Source organism: Actinomadura sp. GTD37 (assembly GCF_041951365.1).
GTDB lineage: Bacteria > Actinomycetota > Actinomycetes > Streptosporangiales > Streptosporangiaceae > Spirillospora.
Window position 1 is genome coordinate 225,270 of sequence record NZ_JBGNUS010000004.1, and the last position, 18,861, is coordinate 244,130.

General features: G+C 68.1%; 20 protein-coding genes. 4 read left to right on the forward strand and 16 right to left on the reverse strand.

What is annotated here, in order from left to right; genetic code table 11:
• Positions 1-19: 19 nt before the first annotated feature.
• Together ACA511_RS22670 and ACA511_RS22675 are read right to left on the reverse strand one after the other, a co-directional pair.
• A complete protein-coding gene (locus tag ACA511_RS22670; RefSeq protein WP_375026569.1) occupies positions 20-2,107 on the reverse strand; it encodes a 3-hydroxyacyl-CoA dehydrogenase NAD-binding domain-containing protein in 2,088 nt (695 codons plus the stop codon).
• Positions 2,104-3,306 (reverse strand): thiolase family protein, encoded by a 1,203-nt coding sequence (locus ACA511_RS22675; RefSeq protein ID WP_375026570.1) that lies wholly within the window; start codon positions 3,304-3,306, stop codon positions 2,104-2,106. The genes ACA511_RS22670 and ACA511_RS22675 overlap by 4 nt, the downstream gene beginning before the upstream one ends.
• 211 nt (positions 3,307-3,517) lie before the next feature.
• Between ACA511_RS22675 and ACA511_RS22680 the strand changes: the two genes are divergently transcribed.
• Positions 3,518-5,308 carry an AMP-binding protein gene (locus tag ACA511_RS22680; protein ID WP_375026571.1) on the forward strand — a complete coding sequence of 597 codons (1,791 nt, stop codon included), beginning with the start codon at positions 3,518-3,520 and terminating at the stop codon, positions 5,306-5,308.
• On the opposite strand, the gene ACA511_RS22685 is transcribed toward ACA511_RS22680, so the two are convergent.
• From ACA511_RS22685 to ACA511_RS22725, 9 genes are all read right to left on the reverse strand, one after another.
• The gene (locus ACA511_RS22685; protein ID WP_375026572.1) at positions 5,235-6,428 is read right to left on the reverse strand and encodes a sensor histidine kinase; all 1,194 of its coding nucleotides are present in this window, start codon (positions 6,426-6,428) and stop codon (positions 5,235-5,237) included. The two genes, ACA511_RS22680 and ACA511_RS22685, sit on opposite strands and share 74 nt — an antisense overlap.
• An 11-nt stretch (positions 6,429-6,439) precedes the next feature.
• Positions 6,440-7,102, reverse strand: a complete 663-nt coding sequence (locus ACA511_RS22690; RefSeq protein WP_375026573.1) for a response regulator transcription factor — start codon at positions 7,100-7,102, stop codon at positions 6,440-6,442.
• Between the two features lie 41 nt (positions 7,103-7,143).
• Complete coding sequence (locus ACA511_RS22695) at positions 7,144-7,977, reverse strand: hypothetical protein (protein WP_375026574.1); 834 nt, start codon at positions 7,975-7,977, stop codon at positions 7,144-7,146.
• Between the two features lie 223 nt (positions 7,978-8,200).
• Complete coding sequence (gene xerC / locus ACA511_RS22700) at positions 8,201-9,346, reverse strand: tyrosine recombinase XerC (protein ID WP_375026575.1); 1,146 nt, start codon at positions 9,344-9,346, stop codon at positions 8,201-8,203.
• Between the two features lie 119 nt (positions 9,347-9,465).
• Positions 9,466-9,645: a helix-turn-helix domain-containing protein gene (locus ACA511_RS22705; RefSeq protein ID WP_375026576.1), complete on the reverse strand. Its 180-nt coding sequence runs from the start codon at positions 9,643-9,645 to the stop codon at positions 9,466-9,468.
• Positions 9,646-9,799: 154 nt separating this feature from the next.
• Positions 9,800-11,560 carry an FtsK/SpoIIIE domain-containing protein gene (locus ACA511_RS22710; protein ID WP_375026577.1) on the reverse strand — a complete coding sequence of 587 codons (1,761 nt, stop codon included), beginning with the start codon at positions 11,558-11,560 and terminating at the stop codon, positions 9,800-9,802.
• Positions 11,561-11,619: 59 nt separating this feature from the next.
• Positions 11,620-11,964: a hypothetical protein gene (locus ACA511_RS22715; RefSeq protein WP_375026578.1), complete on the reverse strand. Its 345-nt coding sequence runs from the start codon at positions 11,962-11,964 to the stop codon at positions 11,620-11,622.
• 31 nt (positions 11,965-11,995) lie between these two features.
• Positions 11,996-12,181, reverse strand: a complete 186-nt coding sequence (locus tag ACA511_RS22720; protein ID WP_375026579.1) for a hypothetical protein — start codon at positions 12,179-12,181, stop codon at positions 11,996-11,998.
• Positions 12,182-12,341: 160 nt separating this feature from the next.
• A complete protein-coding gene (locus tag ACA511_RS22725) occupies positions 12,342-12,551 on the reverse strand; it encodes a hypothetical protein (RefSeq protein WP_375026580.1) in 210 nt (69 codons plus the stop codon).
• Between the two features lie 177 nt (positions 12,552-12,728).
• Between ACA511_RS22725 and ACA511_RS22730 the strand changes: the two genes are divergently transcribed.
• The 3 genes from ACA511_RS22730 (at position 12,729) to ACA511_RS22740 (ending at position 15,491) form a co-directional block, all read left to right on the forward strand.
• Positions 12,729-13,472, forward strand: a complete 744-nt coding sequence (locus tag ACA511_RS22730; protein WP_375026581.1) for a helix-turn-helix domain-containing protein — start codon at positions 12,729-12,731, stop codon at positions 13,470-13,472.
• Between the two features lie 3 nt (positions 13,473-13,475).
• Positions 13,476-13,952, forward strand: a complete 477-nt coding sequence (locus ACA511_RS22735; protein WP_375026582.1) for an NUDIX hydrolase — start codon at positions 13,476-13,478, stop codon at positions 13,950-13,952.
• Positions 13,953-14,456: 504 nt separating this feature from the next.
• Positions 14,457-15,491, forward strand: coding sequence for a hypothetical protein (locus ACA511_RS22740; RefSeq protein ID WP_375026583.1), 1,035 nt, complete (start codon positions 14,457-14,459; stop codon positions 15,489-15,491).
• A gap of 666 nt (positions 15,492-16,157) precedes the next feature.
• Here the strand turns inward: ACA511_RS22740 and ACA511_RS22745 are convergent.
• The 5 genes from ACA511_RS22745 to ACA511_RS22765 form a co-directional block, all read right to left on the reverse strand.
• Positions 16,158-16,799, reverse strand: coding sequence for a hypothetical protein (locus ACA511_RS22745; protein WP_375026584.1), 642 nt, complete (start codon positions 16,797-16,799; stop codon positions 16,158-16,160).
• Between the two features lie 197 nt (positions 16,800-16,996).
• Positions 16,997-17,557, reverse strand: coding sequence for an HD domain-containing protein (locus tag ACA511_RS22750; protein WP_375026585.1), 561 nt, complete (start codon positions 17,555-17,557; stop codon positions 16,997-16,999).
• Positions 17,558-17,606: 49 nt separating this feature from the next.
• Positions 17,607-18,074: a GntR family transcriptional regulator gene (locus ACA511_RS22755; protein WP_375026586.1), complete on the reverse strand. Its 468-nt coding sequence runs from the start codon at positions 18,072-18,074 to the stop codon at positions 17,607-17,609.
• A 6-nt stretch (positions 18,075-18,080) separates the two neighbouring features.
• The gene (locus tag ACA511_RS22760) at positions 18,081-18,269 is read right to left on the reverse strand and encodes a hypothetical protein (protein ID WP_375026587.1); all 189 of its coding nucleotides are present in this window, start codon (positions 18,267-18,269) and stop codon (positions 18,081-18,083) included.
• Between the two features lie 245 nt (positions 18,270-18,514).
• The gene (locus ACA511_RS22765; protein WP_375026588.1) at positions 18,515-18,805 is read right to left on the reverse strand and encodes a hypothetical protein; all 291 of its coding nucleotides are present in this window, start codon (positions 18,803-18,805) and stop codon (positions 18,515-18,517) included.
• Positions 18,806-18,861 lie beyond the last annotated feature (56 nt).

Sequence of the window (18,861 nt, forward strand, 5' to 3'; positions counted from 1 at the left end):
CCGGAGGAAGCGGCGTGGGTCAGGCGGGCAGGGAGGCGACCCCCGGCTCCAGGAACCGGCGGCCGGCCGCCCGCTCCGCGACGCCCGACCGGTCCAGGTACGGGGTGATGCCGCCGAGGTGGAACGGCCAGCCGGCGCCGAGGATCATGCACAGGTCGATGTCCTGCGCGGCGGCGACGACGCCCTCGTCCAGCATGACGCGGATCTCCTCGGCGAGCGCGGCGAGCGCCCGGTCGAGGACCTGCGCCTCGGTGGACGGGCTCGTCCCGCCTGCGAAGATCTCCACGACCTCGGGGTCGAGGGAGAAGTCCGGCAGGTAGACGCCGGACTTGCCGGCCGCGACCATCTTCGCGAGGTTGCCCGACAGTGGGAACCGGTCCGGGAACGCGCCGTGCAGCGTCTCGTTGACGTGCAGCGCGATCGCCGGGCCGACCAGGCCCATCAGCACGAACGGCGGCATCGGCAGGCCGAGCGGCGCGGCGGCGCGCTCGGCGACCTCGATCGGGGTGCCCTCGTCGACCGCCTGGACGATCTCGGCGAGCAGGCGCAGCAGGACGCGGTTGACCACGAACGCCGGGGCGTCCTCGACCAGCACGCACGACTTCTTCAGCGCCCTGCCGGTCGCGAACGCGGTGGCGAGCGCCGCGTCGCCGGTCCGCTCGCCCCGGACGACCTCCAGCAGCGGCAGCACCGCGACCGGGTTGAAGAAGTGGAAGCCGACGACCCGCTCGGGGTGCTTCAGCTTCGACGCCATCTCGGTGACCGACAGGGACGAGGTGTTGGTCGCGAGGACGCACTCGGCCGAGACGTGCTCCTCGACCTCGGCGAACACCTTCTGCTTGACCGACATCTCCTCGAAGACCGCCTCGATGACGAGGTCGGCGTCGGCGAACGCGTCCTTGGTCAGCGAGCCGGTGATGAGCGACTTGAGGCGGTTCGCGGCGTCGGGGGAGACGCGCCCCTTGCCGAGCAGCTTGTCGATCTCGCCGTGCGCGTAGCCGACGCCCTTGTCCAGGCGCTCCTGGTCGAGGTCGGTCAGCACGACCGGAACCTCCAGGCGGCGCGCGAACAGCAGCGCGAGCTGCGAGGCCATCAGGCCGGCGCCGACGACGCCGACCTTGGCGACGTCGCGGGCGAGGGACTTGTCGGGCGCCCCGGCGGGCTTCTTCGCGCGCTTCTGGGTGAGGTCGAACGCGTACAGCCCGGCGCGCAGCTCGTCGCTCATGATGAGGTCGGCGAGTGCTTCGTCCTCGGCGGCGAAGCCCTCGTCGCGGGTGCGGTCCTTGGCGGCGGCGACCAGGTCGAGCGCGCGGGTGAAGGACGGTGCGGCGCCGTGCAGCTTGCCGTCCACGTTCCAGCGGGCCATCGCGACGGCGTCGTCCCACGCCTTGCCCTTGTCGACCTCGGGCCGGGTGACGGCGATGTCGCCGTTCAGGACGCGGGCCGTCCAGGCGAGCGACTCCTCCAGGAAGTCGGCCGGGTCGAACACCGCGTCGGCGATGCCCAGCTCGTACGCCTGCCGGCCCTTCAGCGTCCGGTTCTGGGCGAGGGGGTTCTCGATGACGACCTTGAGCGCCTTCTCCGCGCCGATCAGGTTCGGCAGGAGGTACGTCCCGCCCCAGCCGGGCACCAGGCCGAGGAACGCCTCGGGCAGCGCGAACGCCGGGACGCCGGACGAGATCGTCCGGTACGTGCAGTGCAGGCCGATCTCGACGCCGCCGCCCATCGCGGCGCCGTTGTAGTAGGCGAAGGACGGGACGTCCAGCTCGCCGAGCCGCCGGAACACGTCGTGGCCCAGCCTGCCGATGGCCTGCGCGTCGTCCCGGCTCGCGATGAGCGGGACGCCCTTGAGGTCGGCGCCGACCGCGAAGATGAACGGCTTGCCGACGACGCCGACGGCCGCGATGTCGCCGCGCCCGGCGATCGTGTCGATGGCGGCGTTCAGCTCGGCGAGGCCGTTGGGGCCGAACGTGTTGGGCTTGGTGTGGTCGAAGCCGTTGTCCAGCGTGATGAGCGCGAGGGTGCCCGCGCTGTAGGGCAGCGTGACGTCGCGTACTCGCGCGTGGGTCACGACTTCGTCGCTGAAGACTTCCGCAAGGCTGCTCACTTGCTCTCCCCCCAGTTGGCGTTCTCCCAGAGGACGGTTCCGCCCATGCCCATGCCCACACACATCGTGGTCAGCCCGTATCGGACGTCGGTGCGCTCCTCGAACTGGCGGGCGAGCTGGTTCATCAGCCGGACGCCGGACGAGGCGAGCGGGTGGCCGAGCGCGATCGCGCCGCCCCACGGGTTCACCCGCGCGTCGTCGTCGGCGATCCCGAAGTGCTCCAGGAACGCGAGCACCTGCACCGCGAACGCCTCGTTGATCTCGATGAGGCCGATGTCGTCCATGGTCAGGGCGTTGCGGGCGAGCAGCCGCTCGGTCGCGGGGACGGGCCCGACGCCCATGACCTCCGGCTCCACCCCGGCGAACGAGAAGTCGACCAGCCGCATCTTCGGCGCGAGGCCGAGGCCGCGGGCGACGTCCTCGGCCGCCAGCAGGCAGGCCGTGGCGCCGTCGTTGAGCCCGGCGGCGTTCCCGGGCGTGACGTTGCCGTGCACGCGGAAGGGGGTCTTCAGCTTCGCGAGGTCGTCCAGCGTCGTGCCGGGGCGCGGCGGCTCGTCCTCGGTGGCGAGCCCCCAGCCCTTCTCGGCGGAGCGGATCGCGGTCGGCACGAGGTCGGGCTGGATCCTCCCGGCCGCATAGGCGGCGGCGACCTTCTGCTGGCTGCGCACGGCGTAGGCGTCCGCGCGCTCCTTGGTGATGCCGGGGAACCGGTCGTGCAGGTTCTCCGCCGTCGACCCCATGACCAGGGCGGACGGGTCGACGAGCCGGTCGGCGAGGAACCGCGGGTTCGGGTCGACGCCCTCGCCCATCGGGTGCCGTCCCATGTGCTCGACGCCGCCCGCGATGACGACGTCGTAGGAGCCGAACGAGATCCCGGCGCCGGACGTGGTGACGGCGGTCATCGCGCCCGCGCACATCCGGTCGACGGCGTAGCCGGGGACGCTCTTGGGCAGCCCGGCGAGCACGGCGGCGGACCGCCCGATCGTCAGGCCCTGGTCGCCGGTCTGGGTGGTCGCGGCGATCGCGACCTCGTCCACCCGCTCGGGCGGGAGGGACGGGTTGCGGCGCATCAGCTCGCGGATCGCGCGGACGACCAGGTCGTCGGCGCGCGTCTCCGCGTACAGGCCCTTGGGGCCGGCCTTGCCGAACGGCGTGCGGACGCCGTCGACGAACACGACGTCGCGTGCGGTGCGAGGCACGGTGTCGTCCTCCCTGCGGTGGGCGGGTGAAGGGGCGGGCCCGACGCGGGGCGTCGAGGCTCGTGCCGCCCTCGGCCGGGCGGCGCGAGTACCCGCGCCAGCGATGCTACTCACTGGTAACCAATAATGCTACTCGTCAGTAACCACTGACCTGGCGGTGCCCTTGTTCGGCCCCTGACGGGTGAGTACCGTGGCGAGGAGGGGAGGTACGGTGACGCACGCGAGGCCCGTGTACCGGCCGGGGATGCGCCGGCGGATCGGGCATATCCGCGATCTCACCGCGCTCCTGGTCCGCACCGGGCTGCTGTTCGCCGGCGGGCCGCGCCGCATGGTCCGGCAGGTCGGCACGCTGCGGAGCTGGGGCACCACGATGGCCGGGCTCGTCGCCGCGGCCGCCGCCCGGTCCCCGTCCCGCCCCGCGCTGATCGACGACGAGGGCGTCCTCACGTTCGCCGAGCTGGACGAGCGGGCCGCCCGCCTCGCCGCCGGGCTGCCGCTGCAGGGGCCCCGCCCGCGCGTCGGCGTCCTGTGCCGCAACCACCGCGGCATGGCGCTGACGCTCATCGCGTGCTCGCGGCGCGGCGCCGAGGTCGTGCTGCTCAACACCGGGTTCGGAACCGGCCAGATCCGCGCCGTGCTCGGCGAGCTGCGCCCCGCCCTCATTGTGGCCGACGCCGAGTTCGCGCCGCTGCTGGCCAACGTGCCCATCGCGCTGCGCCGGAACGTGCTGTGGGCCGACCGCCGCCCCGCCGCCGACATGCCGCTCGCCGCGCCCGTCCCGCTCGCGGCGCTCCCGCCCGCGCCGCGCCCGGCCGCCGACGCGGTCCCGCGGCCCGCCGCCGGGCCCGGCCCGAGCATCGAGGAGATCATCCGCTCGGCGCCCGCGGCCGCCGCCGCGGCCGGGCCGCCGCAGATCCAGAGCCGCACCATCATGCTCAGCTCGGGCACCACCGGACGTCCCAAGGGCGCCCGCCGCCCGCCCCGGCCCGGTCTGTGGCCGCTCGCCTCGATGACGTCCCGGATCCCGCTGCGCACCCGGCAGACCATGATCGTCGAGGCGCCGCTGTTCCACACCTGGGGGTACGCCGCCCTGCAGATGGCGTGGGCGCTGCGGGCGCCCGTCGTGCTGCACCGCCGGTTCGACCCCGAGCAGACGCTGCGGGCCATCACGTCCCACCGCGACGCCACCGTGTTCGCCGTCCCCGTCATGTGCCAGCGGATCCTGGAGCTGCCCCCGGACGTCCGCGACCGCTACGACACGTCCTCGCTGCGGATCTTCGCGCTGAGCGGCGCCGCGCTGCCCGGCGACCTCGCCACCCGCTTCATGGACGCGTTCGGCGACCGGCTCTATAACGTCTACGGGTCCACCGAGGCGTCCTGGGTGTCCATCGCCACGCCGCACGACCTGCGGCTCGACCCGCGCACCGCCGGGCGCCCGCCGCGCAACACCGCGCTGGCCATCGTCGACGCCGACGGCCGCCGGGTCGGCCGCTCCACCCGCGGCCAGATCTTCGCCGCGAACGAGCTGCTGTTCGAGGGCTACACGGGCGGCGAGCCGATGGAGGTCCGCGACGGGCTGCTCGCCACCGGCGACCTCGGCCACGTCGACCACCGCGGCCTGCTGTTCGTGGAGGGCCGCAGCGACGGGATGGTGGTGTCGGGCGGCGAGAACATCGTCCCGCAGGACGTCGAGGACGCGCTGCTCCGGCTGCCCGAGATCCACGAGGCGGCGGTCACCGGCGTCCCCGACGACGACTGGGGGCAGCGGCTCGCCGCCTACATCGTCCTGCGGCCCGGAGCCCGGCTCGACGCCGGCGCCGTCCGCGAGTACGTGCACGCGCAGGTCGCCCGGTACGCGGTGCCGCGCGACGTGCACTTCATCCCCGAACTGCCGCGCAACGCGACCGGCAAGGTCGTGCACCGCTGGCTCAGCGCGCGTCCGGAACAGCCGCGGCCGGAGGGGCGGGTGGAATGGCCGCGGCCGCGGGCAGCCGGACTGTGATCGACAGGCCGCCGTCCGGGCGCGGGACGGTCTCGATCGTCCCGCCGTGCGCGCGCACCACCGCCCGCACGATGGACAGCCCGAGGCCCGCGCCGTCCCGCGACCCCGTCCGGTCGGCGCGCAGCCGCCGGAACGGCTCGAAGATCGCCGCGACCTCGTAGGCGGGGACGGGCCGCCCGGTGTTGACGACCCGGAGGAACGCCGCGCCGTCCCGCGTCCCGGTGCGGACCCAGACCCGGCCGTCCGGCACGTTGTACTTCACGGCGTTCTCCAGCAGGTTCACCGCGCAGCGCTCCAGCAGGACGGGATCGCCGGTCACGGCCGCCGGCGCGAGCCTCGCCTCGACGTCCACCGCCGGGTCGCCGAGCTGGTCGAGCGCGCTGCGGACCACGTCCGGCAGGGGAGTGCCGGTCCGCGTGCCGAGCTCCCGCTCGGACTTCGCGAGCAGCAGCAGGCCCTCGATGAGCCGCTCGTGCCGCGCGGTGTTGCCGAGCAGGACGTCCGCGAGCGCCTTCGTCTCCGGCGGGCTCCTCCGGCTGGCGAGGGCGACCTCCAGCACCGTCCGGTTGATGGTCAGCGGCGTGCGCAGCTCGTGCGAGGCGTTCGCGACGAACCGGCGCTGGGCGTCGAACGCGCGGTCCAGCCGGTCCAGCATCCGGTCGAACGTGTCGGCCAGGTCCTTGATCTCGTCCTGCGGGCCGTCCAGCGCGATCCGCTCGTGCAGGTTGCTCTCCGACAGCCGCCGCGCCGTCGCCGTCACCGTGTGCAGGGGCCGCAGCGTCCGCCCCGCGACCAGGTACCCGATCACCACCGCGAGGACGCCGACCACCAGCATCGTCACCAGCGAGCTCTGCAGCAGCTGCGCCAGCACGTCCCGCTTCTGCTGCGCCAGCTGCCGGTTGGCGTCGGCCTTCACCGCCATCAGCTGGCTGATGTCGCCGTTCACCGCCACGGCCCGCAGCCGCGTGAGCGCATCGGGGTCGATGTCGCGGGCCGAGAACCGGTCGTCCATCGTCCGGACGGTCAGCAGGTACGTGACCGCGACCAGCACCGCCGACATCACCAGGAACAGCGACCCGTACACCAGGGTCAGCCGCGTCCGGACGCTGAGCCGCTCCACCGCCGGCCTCCTCACCGCGCCTCCAGCCGGTAGCCGGAGCCCGTCACCGTCTCGATCACCGGCGGCTGCCCGAGCTTGCGCCGCAGCGTCGCCATCGTGACCCGGACGATGTTGCTGAACGGGTCGATGTTCTCGTCCCACGCCCGCTCCAGCAGCCGCTCGGCCGACACCACGCCGCCCTCCGCCCGCATCAGCTCCTCCAGCACGGCGAACTCCTTCTTCGTCAGCCGCAGCTCCCGCCCGTCCCGCGCGACCCTCCGCCGGTGCGGATCGAGCCGGATCCCCCTGCGCTCCAGCACCGGCGGCACGGGCGCCCCCGACCTCCGCGCCAGCGCCCGCACCCGCGCCACCAGCTCGCTGAACACGAACGGCTTCGGCAGGTAGTCGTCGGCGCCGAGCGACAGCCCGTCGACCCGGTCGCCGACGTCCCCGGCCGCCGTCAGCATCAGGATCCGCCCGGGGCCGCGCCGCGCCACCAGCTCCCGGCAGACGTCGTCCCCGTGCACCGTGGGCAGGTCCCGGTCGAGGACGACCACGTCGTACTCGTTGTAGGAGGCCAGCTCCAGCGCATCGTCCCCGTCGTACACCACGTCGACGGCCATGGCCTCGTCGCGGAGCCCCTCGGCGATGGCGTCCGCGAGCACCCGCTCGTCCTCAACGACCAGAACACGCATCCCCCGAGCATGCCGCCCGGCAGGTTAAACCCCGATAAGCCCTACCGCCGCCAGCACGTGTAGGTCACGGTCGCGGTGCCGCCCGGCGCGAACGAGACCGTCCCGCTGCCGCGCCCGCCCACGTAGCAGAGCACGGTCGGGCTCACGGTCACCGCGACCGACGCCGACCGTCCGGCGGCGAGCGTCCCGGAGCCGCCCGCGCTGACCCGCCCGGCCCTGTCCCGCACCGAGGCCACCGACCATTTCACGGCGCCTCCGGCCGCCGTCAGCCGGATGTAGCACCGCGTCGGCGAACCGGCCGCCCGGACCCCTTGGCAGCCCGAATCGTTCACCGACAACCGTCCGGGCCCACTCGGCCCCTTGCGCGCCTTCTTCGGCTTGGACGACTGCTTCGCCTTCTTCGGCGCGTCCTTCCCGGCCTCGTCCTCGGGCGTCGGCGTGGACGTGGCGGTGGGCGTCGGCGACTCGGGCGCGGCCATGGCCACCGGCGGCGCGGCCGAAGGCGACGGCTCCGCCTCGGTGGACTCGAACAGCACGATCATCCCGCCGGTCAGCGTCACCGCGGCCGCCAGGCCGCCGATCAGCGCCAGCCGCCCCCACCCCCACACGGGCGGCGCCTCCCGGCACCGGTCGCGCACCAGCTCGTAGAGCCGGTCCCGGAACGTCCCCGCGTCCGGCACCCGCGTCTTCGGCAGCCCGAGCAGCGCGTCCCGGACGGCCTCCACCGCCCGCTCGCGATCACCGAGCAGCTCCTCCGCGTACGCGACCAGCTCGGGCCCGTACACGTTGTAGACGTGGCCGACCGCCCCCGGCCGCTGCGCCTGAAGCGCCTCGACCAGCCGGAAGTCCTCATTCAACGGCGGCGCACTGGTCACGCCGGGGATTATGCCCCGCGACCACAAGCAGTGATCTGCCGCGACCCCACAGTTCCGCTTTCCGCTTTATCACCCAGCGAAGAGTTCTCCCGCCCATCACCCCGCACCCGGAAAGCCCCCCGAGCGCCCAGTGCGGCTAATGCACGTTCCGTCCTGATCTTGCTTCCGTGCCTGCTCAGTGGGGTCGGACGTCGTCAGAGGGAGCGGCTTCGGGAGCCAGTGTCTAGGCTGACCTGCTTTTATCGTCCTTGAAGATGACGTTCATCTTCTCGGCGCCCGTGGTGATGACGGGCCGGAGTTGGTGACGGTAGACGCTCCGCGTGGTGTGGGTGTTGGAGTGCCCGACGAGGTCGCTGATCTTCTCTAGGGCCACGTCGTTGTCGCTCATGATGGACACGAACGTGTGCCGCAACTCGCGCGGCACCCACGTGGCGCCGATGCCGGCCGCTCGCGTGATGCGCTGGAAACGGCGCAGGACGTCGTCACTCGTGTAGGGCGTCCCGTCCTCCTTGCAGAAGACGAGGTTGTGTCCCCGCCAGGCGTCGCCCGCCGCGAGGTTCTCAGCGGCTTGCCGCTTGCGGAGTGCCGTGAGCGCCTCAACGGCCATGTCCGCCACGGCGAAGCCTCTGCGGCTCGTCTCGGTCTTCGTGTCGCCGCCCTCGCGGTCGGAGCGGAGGACGTAGACCACCTTCTTCTTGAGATCCACGTCGGCCCACGTGAGCGCTCGAAGCTCCTCCGTACGGAGACCCGAAACGATCGCCAGGATCACGTACGCGCCAAGCCGGTGCTCTGGATCCTGTGCGGTCTTGAGTAGCTTGCTCGCCTGTTCGAGCGAGAGGGAACGCGAGCGCCGTGTTGGCCGCTTCCCATGGGGAGTGTCCACCAGCAGGGCCACGTTCCGCCCCACCTTGTCCCGCCGCTCCGCGAGCCGGATCGACCGGCAGAGAAGGCCGTGGAGGATCTTGAGCGTCTGCGTGGTCATGTCCTCGGCGCACGCGTCAAGCCACGTCTCAACGTCGTCCGCGTTGAGGTCCGTGAGCTTGATCTTGCCGATCCTGGCGATGATGTGGTGATCGGCGAGTCCGCGATAGGTGCGCATGGTCGCCTTGCTCTTGCCCTGCTTGGCGAGATGGACGAGGAGGACGTTCACGGCCTTCTCGACCGTGTAGTTCCGTTCGGACTGGACTCCCTTCTCGATCTCGTCGACGAGGACTCGCAGCTTCGCCTTGACGATCTCCTTGGTCTTCCCCTTCCTCTTGGGCCGGTTCCGCGTCCCGTCCGGCCTGAAGCCGAGCGAGATAGCCCCCGTGTAGCCGTTGCCTTCCGGGTAGATGGTCGCTTCGTAGTTGCCGATCAGGATCTTTGCCAAGGAATCCCTCCTCGCATCGGTCGAGTTCACCACCGACCATAACTCAAGACGTCCCAAGACGTCCCTCTCGTGGGGAGGTCCGTTCGCGGTCATGCGCGAACGGACCTCCCGAGCGTGTGTCAGCGGTTGGCGTCTTCGAGGGAGCCGACGAACTCGGCGATGTGCCGGTCAGTGATCCGGCGCAGCTTGCCGATCTTGATGCTGTGGAGCTGGCCGGTGCGGATCAGGAAGTAGACCTTGTCCCGGCCGATGTTGAGGATCTCGGCGACTTGTTCGACGGTGTACGCCTGCGTGGTCACCACCTCCCTTCGCCCGGCGGTCGCCGGTGCTTCGCGGTATGGGTGTCGGATCGGCTCCTTGGTGACGGTGTGTGCTCGTCTCCGTCTCGTCTCACGGGTCGTCTCTGCGCCCTTACGTGCAGGCGTGTGCACGTGAGACGAGACGTTGAGACGATCACACTGTGTGATCAGAATCGGGCCGGGGTGCCCGGTACCGACCGCGACCGACCTGGACGGCGTGGCCGGTCGTCACGAGGTCGTTGAGCCGCCGGTAGAGGGTGGGCCGGCTCATCTTGGTGATCATCAGGAGGTGAGCGATCGGAAGCCCTTCATCGGGGGCGCCGTCCAGAGCCTTGCGAAGAGCGGCTTCGGGCCCGTCCCCTGTCGTCCCCGCGTGAGGCTCCGGCTCGGCGGCATCGGCCTCGGTCGGCTCCGGCTCGGGGCTACTCCGCCGCGCGTCGAGGGCCCGCTGTGAGACCGCGTCGAGCACCGGCCGGACGGAGGCGTGGTGTTCTGCCGTCGTACTCACGGCCTCATCGGTCAGGAGGTAGGCGCGCCCTCGTCGGGGCGTGTCGTGTTCGGGTGAAGACAGCAGGAACTTGCCGGGTGCGTTGAGGGTGTGGGCGTGCCATCCGGCGCTGAGCATCCCCTGCCCGAGGATGAGATCGACGTCCTTGCGTTCCCGGACGCGGAAGCTGACCCGTACGTCCATCTGCGAGCGGACCGCGCCCTTGCCCATGGCCTTCTGCGTCGGACGCTGCGTGGCGGCGATGAGCGTCACGGCCACGGCGCGTCCGCGTCGGGCGATGGAGTCGGTTTCGGCTGCGGTGTCGGGGGCGTCGTCGGCGAGTTCGGCGTACTCGTCGATGACGATCACCAGCGCGGGAAACTCCGGTGCGGGTTCCCACGTCCGTTGCCCTCGTGCCGCAAGATGCTCGGCCCGTGCTTCCAGGACGGCCACGGCGTCGCGCAGGAGGACGCGGGCTTGCTGCGGGGTGGTGGCGAGTCGATCGATGCAGGTCGCCCAGGGTCGGAGTTCCATGCCGCGTTTGAGGTCGATGGCCCAGATGACCACGTCCCGGCATGCGGACAGGTTCCCCATGAGGACGTTGATGCCGCCGCTCTTGCCCGAGCCGGCCACGCCACCGATGAGCCCGTGGCGGCGCAGCAGCAGCACCCGCGCGCCGGTGGCGTCCTCGAAGGGCCCCAGGTCGATCGGTTCGGCGATGGAGGAGACGGACGGTCCGGGCCACGGGATCGCATCGGCGTGCGGGTCGGTGTCGAGCACCCGCAGTTCGAACCGGTTGGCCTTATCGTCGCGCGTCGGGAGGACGCGCACCGCACCGCGGAACGTCCCGAGAGCCGACTCGATCGCCGGGACCTTCCCGACCACATCATGAATCGTCTGTCCCCGTGCCAGCGCGAACCGGGCCCGCCACCCCCACACATCCACCACCGCGGACTGTGGCCGAGAGCCGGCCAGCCCGACCGATTGCGCGATCTCGGGCCACGCGGCGATCTGTCGATCCACACGAACCTTCGCGCGCCGTCGCCGATGCACCCACCACGGCACAGCCAGCATGAATCCACCCGCGACGAGGACCGGTGGGAGCGGCTGGAATCCGATGCCAAGCGCGGTCACGGCGGAGAGCCACCCACCGGTGCTCACGGTCACGCCCGCCGCATACAGGCGCTCACGGCGCACGGCGAGCCCGACCCGGTCCCCGAAAACTGCCAGCGCCCACGCGGTCACCGTGGCGGCACCAAGCAACCACGCCCACCACTCCGGGTGCGTGATGTGCAGTACCGCCCCGCCAAGTGCCAGCATCGCGACCAGGTAGAACGGCGCGAGTTCGGACCGATACCGCCACAACGTCCGCCCGACCAGCACAACGGCAAGGTCGGGAAGCTGGGCATCGCTGTCGATGACGACCATCGGTTGAAGCCCTTGGCGGCGCATCTTTCGTGCGTGCCGCCGCATCTGACGCGTCCGGCTCATGAGCGCCCCCACGGCCCCGGAGGAAGGTGCCCTTGCGCTCGAAGCTCGTCGCGCAGGTAGTACAGCGGATCGGCCTCGCCGTCATGGTGGGCGTTGAGGGTGGCGCGTCCAGCGGCAACCAGGTTCGCGCGGTCTTTCCGGACCTTGGCCACCTCGCCGAGAAGCCGGGTGATCTCGGAGAGGAGTCCGTGCGCGTCGGTGAGCGCGGCGTTGAGGCGAAGCCACAGATCGGCGACGGACGGCATCGCCTCAGACAGGGCGGAGACGATTTCACGTGCGGCGAGGTTGCGGGTTCGGACCTCCTGAAGGTCGAGTTGGACGTGCTGCGGGATGTCGGACACTCGGGCATCCCTCCCTTCGATCGGGGGAACATCACTGATTGAGGGCCTGGACGAGGACGGCGACCAGGCGGCGGACCTCCGGGCCGGCGCTGGTGGCGGCGAGGTAGAACCCGAACAGCAGGCACACCGCCACATGCCAAGCGCGCAGCCCCATGTAGCGCCACGCGATCCACACCACGACACCGAGGACCGCCACCAGCGGAACCGAGACGGTCACGAGCCGCCCCCTCAGAGCCACAGGTCCGGGAACCGCGAACCGCATCCCCGCCGCAGCCAGCGAGCGCGGGCGCGGCACTTGCGGCACCTCCGGCTCCCCGTGTCGATCTGCGCGCCACACGCGCAAGCGAAACCGGAGATGGTGCGAGGCAGGCGCATGCTCACCGCCCCGCCGCGACGCGCGCGGGGACGTCGTCGCCTGTGCGGGTGGTGAGCAGGCTCCGGGAGGCCGCACCGGTCCGCGACGAGGCGGGACGGCCGCGCATCGCGCGGCGTTCCTCGTTGTGGATGCCGATGACGAGCATGGCGAAGATTCCGCAGGTGGAGCCGGCGAGGAACACGGCGAGGATCAAGGCCAGGATGAGGATCACGGGTGATCGCTCCTCTCGTAAGGCCCGTGTCCGGCGGGGGCGGCGCGGGCGGTCGCTGCTTACGAGGAAGAGATTGCTTGTGACCTGGGGGACGAGATCACTACATGACTGGACGTGTTCATGACGTCCTCATAGTGTTGTCCGCGTCCTAGGACGTCCCTGGAACCGGACGGGTGCATGCCGAACGAACGCCTACGCGCAACGCTGCTTCAACAGGGCTTGACGGTTGCCGCGCTCGCCGAGTCCCTCGGCGTCGACCACAAGACCGTGGAGCGGTGGATCACCAAGGACCGCACCCCCTACCGGCGGCACCGCTACGCAGTGGCTTCACGCCTGAGCGTCGATGAGACCTTCCTGTGGCCCGACGCGCTCACCACCGAGCAAGTCACCTCAGCATCGACCAGCGAACTCCTGACGATCTACCCCCAGCGCGCGTCCGTCCCCAGGGACGCATGGGGACGTCTGTTCGCCACGGCCGAAGAAGAGATCGGTGTCCTGGTCTACGCGGGCCTGTTCCTCTCCGAAGACTCAGGCATCCAACGCACCTTCACCGACAAGGCCAAGGCCGGCGTCCGCGTCCGCATCCTCCTAAGCGACCCCGACAGCCCCCAGGTAGCCGAACGCGGCGCAGACGAGGGCGTGGACGACGCGATGGCCGCGAAGATCCGCAACGCCCTCGTCCTGTACAAGAAGCTCCGCAAGCTCGACGGCGTCGAGTTCCGTTTCCACCGCACGGTTCTCTACAACTCCATCTACCGCGCGGACGACCAGCTTCTCGTCAACACCCACGTCTACGGCGCCACAGCAGCTCTCGCGCCCGTCTGGCACCTACGCCGCATCGCCGGCGGCGACCTTGCCAACACCTACATCGAAAGCTTCGAAAGCGTCTGGGAAGGCGCCACACCCATACCGGGGGACTAAGCCATGGGCCGCAGGATCGACTACTACGACGACCCCAACGCCCCCCAGGCCAACAGCCTCGTCCCCTCAGTCAACGTCGTCGTCGAAAACGACAAAGGCGAGATCCTCATGATCCGCCGCACCGACAACGACAACTGGGCCCTCCCAGGCGGCGCCATCGACCTAGGCGAATCCGTCACCCAAGCCGGCATCCGCGAAACCAAAGAAGAAACCGGCATCGACGTAGAGATCACCGGCCTCGTCGGCATCTACAGCGACCCCAAACACCTCATCCACTACACCAGCAACAACGAAGTCCGCCAAGAATTCTCAATCGTCCTCAGAGCCCGCCCAACAGGCGGCACCCCAACACTCTCCGACGAGTCCAGTAAAGTCCAGTGGAGCCCTCTAAGCGAGGCCACAGATCTTCCCATGGACCGTTCAATGAGACATCGCATCCGTGACTTCCTTGTAGGCAACAGCCACATAGTCATCAGTTAGTTAGAAAAACCAGAGCCGACGTATTAGTCAGGCGATGCTTTGCCCTATGCGATCGGCAGGGTGATCAGTAGGTCACGGCGCAGTCCGGGCGATAGGTCGGCGAGCGACTCCACAACTTCGATGAAATAGGGTTGCGCGATCCTGACGTCGGACACCGCCGCTGGATCGGCGAAGTTTCATTACGGCGCAGGAACGCCAACAAGCAGAGCGTTGACAACCAGATGGTGATAACCGTCGGCCACCTGATCCGGAGCGGATCCTGACCTCAACCGGGCGAAGCGCGGCGAACCACTTGCCTCCGGCTGTCTTGTGTGCAAAGCTCCAGACAGGCCGCGAGGTGGCCTGTCCCGGTGCGCCGCTACCCCAGAGGCGTAGCCGAATAGGGACAAAGGAGCCCTACGCTTCACCTCTGGAGAAGGCTATAGCATCAGCTGTGTCGCTACGCGGCGCACCGATCAGTTGTCGAGCGTTTAGGGGTAGCAACGCTCGAGGACGGATCGTGTAATGAGCACCAGCGACCGCCTGACCAAGCGAGCACGCACACGCTGCATTTTTACTGGTGAGCCATTCGCGTATGCCAAGCATGCAGTCCAGCGATGCAGCCCTAGGCGACCAATCCCTGCTGCGACGAATTCGCAAGCAGTGATCGAATCGCAAATAATGAAGCACCTCTGCAAAGGTGGCGAGTGGTGGGCCCACCCTGTCGGGGTCCAGCGCGTCGTGATTAATTCCGACCGCATCGAGCTCGTGCTCGACGACCACACTGTTACTGCGGGCGGTCGCCAACACTTTATGAGCACCTATGTAGCCGACCACCTACTGCCGTTCGCAGAGGCCGACGGGCAGGTAATTGGCCCGATCGGGCTCCGTGTAGCCGCTATCGCATCAAGCGATCTTCATTTGAAGATAGTTGGCACTGATAGCCGCGTAGTGCTGCGTGCATCCAAGGGAACCGACTGGCGCCAGCTTTTGGCTGAGCGTTATCTGTTGTGTCGAACCGAGGGCTTGATTCCTCTTTGGCAAGAGGCGAGCCTAACTGTCTATGAAAAGCGTGACCTATCGACTTACTCTCACTTGAGAGACGAAGATAGGAAGCTTTCCTGGATTGGGTCAGGCATTCTCCGAAGAATAGCCTTGCTGTACACGTCGAGCACGGCTTACTCGACTCGCTCATGGATTGCAGATGGCCAATGGAAGTTTGAGCTAGACACAAGCTATCTAGTGCCCCTCGATCATGATTCGCTAATCGAGCGGCTGACCGACCCTAGATGGGGACCAGGGTTTGTGGTGTCGCGGCACCACTGTTCATGTCACCTGGCATCACTTCGCGACCCTAGCCATGACCTCACCTGCACCTACTACCTGGGGAATGTCAAAGCTCCAAACCTGGGGAAAATGCAGATCCGCTTCCGTTCCATGGCAAGAGGCTATGAGGATGGAATACGACAAGAACTGGAAAAAGTCGATGGCGACTCTAAATGGCTCGAGCGAGTTCTTCCGAAGTGTGACGGCATGGACTCGCGGAGTTCTGACAGATGAGCTGGAATGATGGACTCCTCTTGATTCTTGCGACATCAGGAGCGATAATGCTCCTGCTTTCACAGATTCGAGATATTCTCCTCAAGGTCTCTGAGGTAATCGCCGCCTGGCAAGAGATATGCCGAAGTCTGTCCTCGTCAGACGAGAGCGAGTCGGAGCAACAGTGATGGCTCATTTATCGCGATGCAGGTTCGAAATCTACGTTATCGACGGGGCATCCCATGCAGCGAGCCCAGAGCGCGGCTATCGAACCCCAGTGGAGGTGATGCACAGTGCTTCGAGAAAGCTACTAGTCGTCACATAAACCATTGCCGATTAAACGACCCACTCAGCACTGACTTGACTGTTTTTCTGGCTATAGCTTCGAGTGCAATGGGGCCGCCCAGGGAATTGATAACTTCCTGGCCACCGATCCCGACCACCTCATCGGCATGATCAAGCACCGACTCAAGGCGATCCAGCCACCCCTAACTGGTCGACGGCTGCCTGAGCACCACCGACCTCACCCTCAACACCACACCCGCCCATCACCAATAGGCTCTGGTTAGTCCAAAGGTTCCAGCTGCGGCCTACTTCACCACCGGAACCCGAGCAGGAACCTATTAAAGGTCCGAGGGCAGCGCAGCCCTCGGAGGCAACCGCCCCTGACCGGACTAACGGCAACCCTCATTCTTCGCGCTTGTTGTTCTCGGGCTCTGATATCAAGCTCTGACTATATTGCTGCACCTCTTCATATAAGGTTTCCGGATTATCGAGCACCGATGCCTGGAGCTTCTTCACATCTAGATCGGCAAGCGTTGCCGGCAGTTCCATCGGCGGCGGGGGACGGCGACTCATGTCGCGCGCCCAGCGGGTCATATAACCATGCACACTACCAGCCCGTCCCGTGCGTTGAAACAGTTTTTCGTCTCTAGCTCTCATGTTCGCCTTTTTTGCCTGAAAAACCATTATTTCGATCACCATCGCTTCGCGATGAACCCATTCCATGGCAGTGGGATATTTGTCTCGATACAGAGACCAAAGTCTTAGGGCAGCAGCACTTGAATCGTGTGCACGCATCAGCGCGTCATCAAACTTGCCATACTTTATAAACTTGATGACCTCTGACACGGTCTCACAGAAAGCAATAACGTCCCGCCTTGCCCGTTCCTTTTCCCGCAACTTGTAGTCGCGTCGAAAAGTTGCCCATGCGACACCAAAGGCCACAATGCCGCTAACAATTGCCGATCCAATGCCAGTGAAAAGAAATCTAGGGAAACTTGTTTTATGGTCGACTGACATCGATACGAACACCAGAGTAGAAGTCATACACAAACCGCCGTCTTGTAGATGTCGGGCCACACCATCTGAGTATCGCTCGACAGTCGCCCTGCATGGGTTGGCAACTGTGACCGCTTCTGGACCGGCATTTTGTGTATTTCCTGACAGAATCCAGAGGGTGGGCGGACGGACGACACGGGTGCAGCGGGACCGGACGGGACGGGCTGCCCACCTCGCGCGCTAAGTTAGCTATCTAGAGTGGCGAACAATTCTTGGTGGATCTTGTGGGCTGCGCCAATGAGGTGGGGGGATGCCTTGGTGATGGCAGTGGTGACGAGGTGGCCGGTGCCGTAGCGGGAGAGGATCTCTGATAGGCGTTGCTCGACGGGGAGGTGTACGCCGTCTGGGCCGGTCGTCATGTCGCAGAAAATGAGGGCGTCGCTCAGTGGTGGCGGGGTTGCGGTGAACTCGCTTGTCAGCTCGTCGGCGAGGCCGCGTTCGTGGGCTTCGATGAGGGCGCAGGTGTGGTGGGCAACGAGGCGGTATAGGTGTTGGTTGGCGTGGTGGGTGTCGCGGAGGTAGCGGGCGCCGTCCAGGGGGTGGAAGCCGGTTGCGATGAGGTCGGGGGCGTAGCCGATGTCGTGGAGCCATGCGGCGGCTTCTAGGAAGTCGGCTTGGTCTCCGAGGATCGGGGCCAGGGTGCGGGCTTGGCTGGCTACGCCTTGGGTGTGGGCCCAGCGGCGGGGAAGGGCGGTCTCCAGGTGGTGGCGGGCGAGTTCGCTTGCCCATGCGGCGGTGTTCTTCATGGCTCTGACGCTACGGCGGTGGTGGTGGACGTCCACGGGCGCGCGTGGATCATCTGGGGACGTCTTGGCGGACGAAGCGTCCTTTGCCTTGGGCGGAGGTGACCAGGCCAGCTGTTTCCAGTGCTTCGTAGGCGTGGCGGGCGGTGAAGCGGGATACGTGGTAGCGCTCGCAGATACGCGCCTCGCTCGGCAGTAGGTCACCGGAGGCGAAGTGGCCGGCCTTGATCTGGCGGCGTAGGTCCGCGGCGATGGCGAGGTACCGGGGGCGCGCCTGGGCGGCGGGTTCGATGGTGGGGTCGCAGACGAAGCGGCCCACGCCGGAGCGGACTCTGATCAACCCTTCCCTCTGGAGGGTGGTCAGAGCCCGCCGCACGGTGTTGCGGGTGACGCCGAACTCGGCGCAGAGGGCACGTTCGGGCGGTACTAGGGTGCCCGGCGGATAGGTGCCGTCTGTGAGGCGTTGGCGTAGCGCGTCGGTGATGTGGATGTACGCGCCCCATGCCGTGCGGCGGGCCATGAGCGGTTACCTCGTCCTGTAGGCCAGTGCCATCGACACCCACGGCGTCAAGATGGCGCTCACCTCGTCGGCTGCGGTTTCTGTGTCGTCGCAGAGCGCGAGCCGCTCGCCGGTGCTGGCTTGGTACCACCAGATGCCGTACTTCCCGGCAATTGTGACGCTCTCGCCGATCACGGTGACCGCGTCGGAGAACACCCGCAGGATCGGGGTCGGTTCGGCGTAGCGTCGTTGGGTCCTCCAGTGGTGGCGGTGTAGTTCACGGGCGAGGCGGTTGAGGTACCGGCGTGCTCGCCGCGTCCCGCATGGCCGGGGTTGAAGGGGCGCGGACGGTGCGTCCGGGGGGACAAGCACCGACCGCGCCCCCTCCCTCCCCCACAGGGCCGCGCTCCCCCTCGCGGCCCCGCCTGGTGACAGACGCGGGGGATCCTGGTCCCACGCCATCACCTGGTCTCCACATTTTTGGGCGTCGCCCGGGTCGCTTCGGTGAGGAGTGCCTCGCGCAACTGGCCCGGCTCGGATCGGATGACCGTGGGGTCGACTCCGGCGGCGGGGTCGTGCAGGCTCGCGACCCAGTCCCCGAGAAGGCCGTCCCCACGCACCGAGCGCCAGATTCGGTGCCCGGTGAACTCGCTGCGGAGCCGTGCGAGTGCCTTGTCGGCCGAGGACTCCCGGACGGTGGAACTCGTCTGGTCTGGCTTGGGGGCGGCCTTGCGGGGCCGGTCGATGGGCATGACGACTCCTCAGCGATGGGGTCTGTGAAGGTTGGTGGCGAACGAAGAGGTGTCTT

Bases quoted from the DNA above. Each gene is read 5' to 3' on its own strand.
- ACA511_RS22745 (WP_375026584.1), bottom strand. From the start codon at position 16,799: ATGACTTCTACTCTGGTGTTCGTATCGATGTCAGTCGACCATAAAACA.
- ACA511_RS22735 (WP_375026582.1), top strand. From the start codon at position 13,476: ATGGGCCGCAGGATCGACTACTACGACGACCCCAACGCCCCCCAGGCC.
- ACA511_RS22690 (WP_375026573.1), bottom strand. From the start codon at position 7,102: ATGCGTGTTCTGGTCGTTGAGGACGAGCGGGTGCTCGCGGACGCCATC.
- ACA511_RS22765 (WP_375026588.1), bottom strand. From the start codon at position 18,805: ATGCCCATCGACCGGCCCCGCAAGGCCGCCCCCAAGCCAGACCAGACG.
- ACA511_RS22740 (WP_375026583.1), top strand. From the start codon at position 14,457: ATGAGCACCAGCGACCGCCTGACCAAGCGAGCACGCACACGCTGCATT.
- ACA511_RS22730 (WP_375026581.1), top strand. From the start codon at position 12,729: ATGCCGAACGAACGCCTACGCGCAACGCTGCTTCAACAGGGCTTGACG.
- ACA511_RS22710 (WP_375026577.1), bottom strand. From the start codon at position 11,560: ATGGTCGTCATCGACAGCGATGCCCAGCTTCCCGACCTTGCCGTTGTG.
- ACA511_RS22750 (WP_375026585.1), bottom strand. From the start codon at position 17,557: ATGAAGAACACCGCCGCATGGGCAAGCGAACTCGCCCGCCACCACCTG.
- ACA511_RS22755 (WP_375026586.1), bottom strand. From the start codon at position 18,074: ATGGCCCGCCGCACGGCATGGGGCGCGTACATCCACATCACCGACGCG.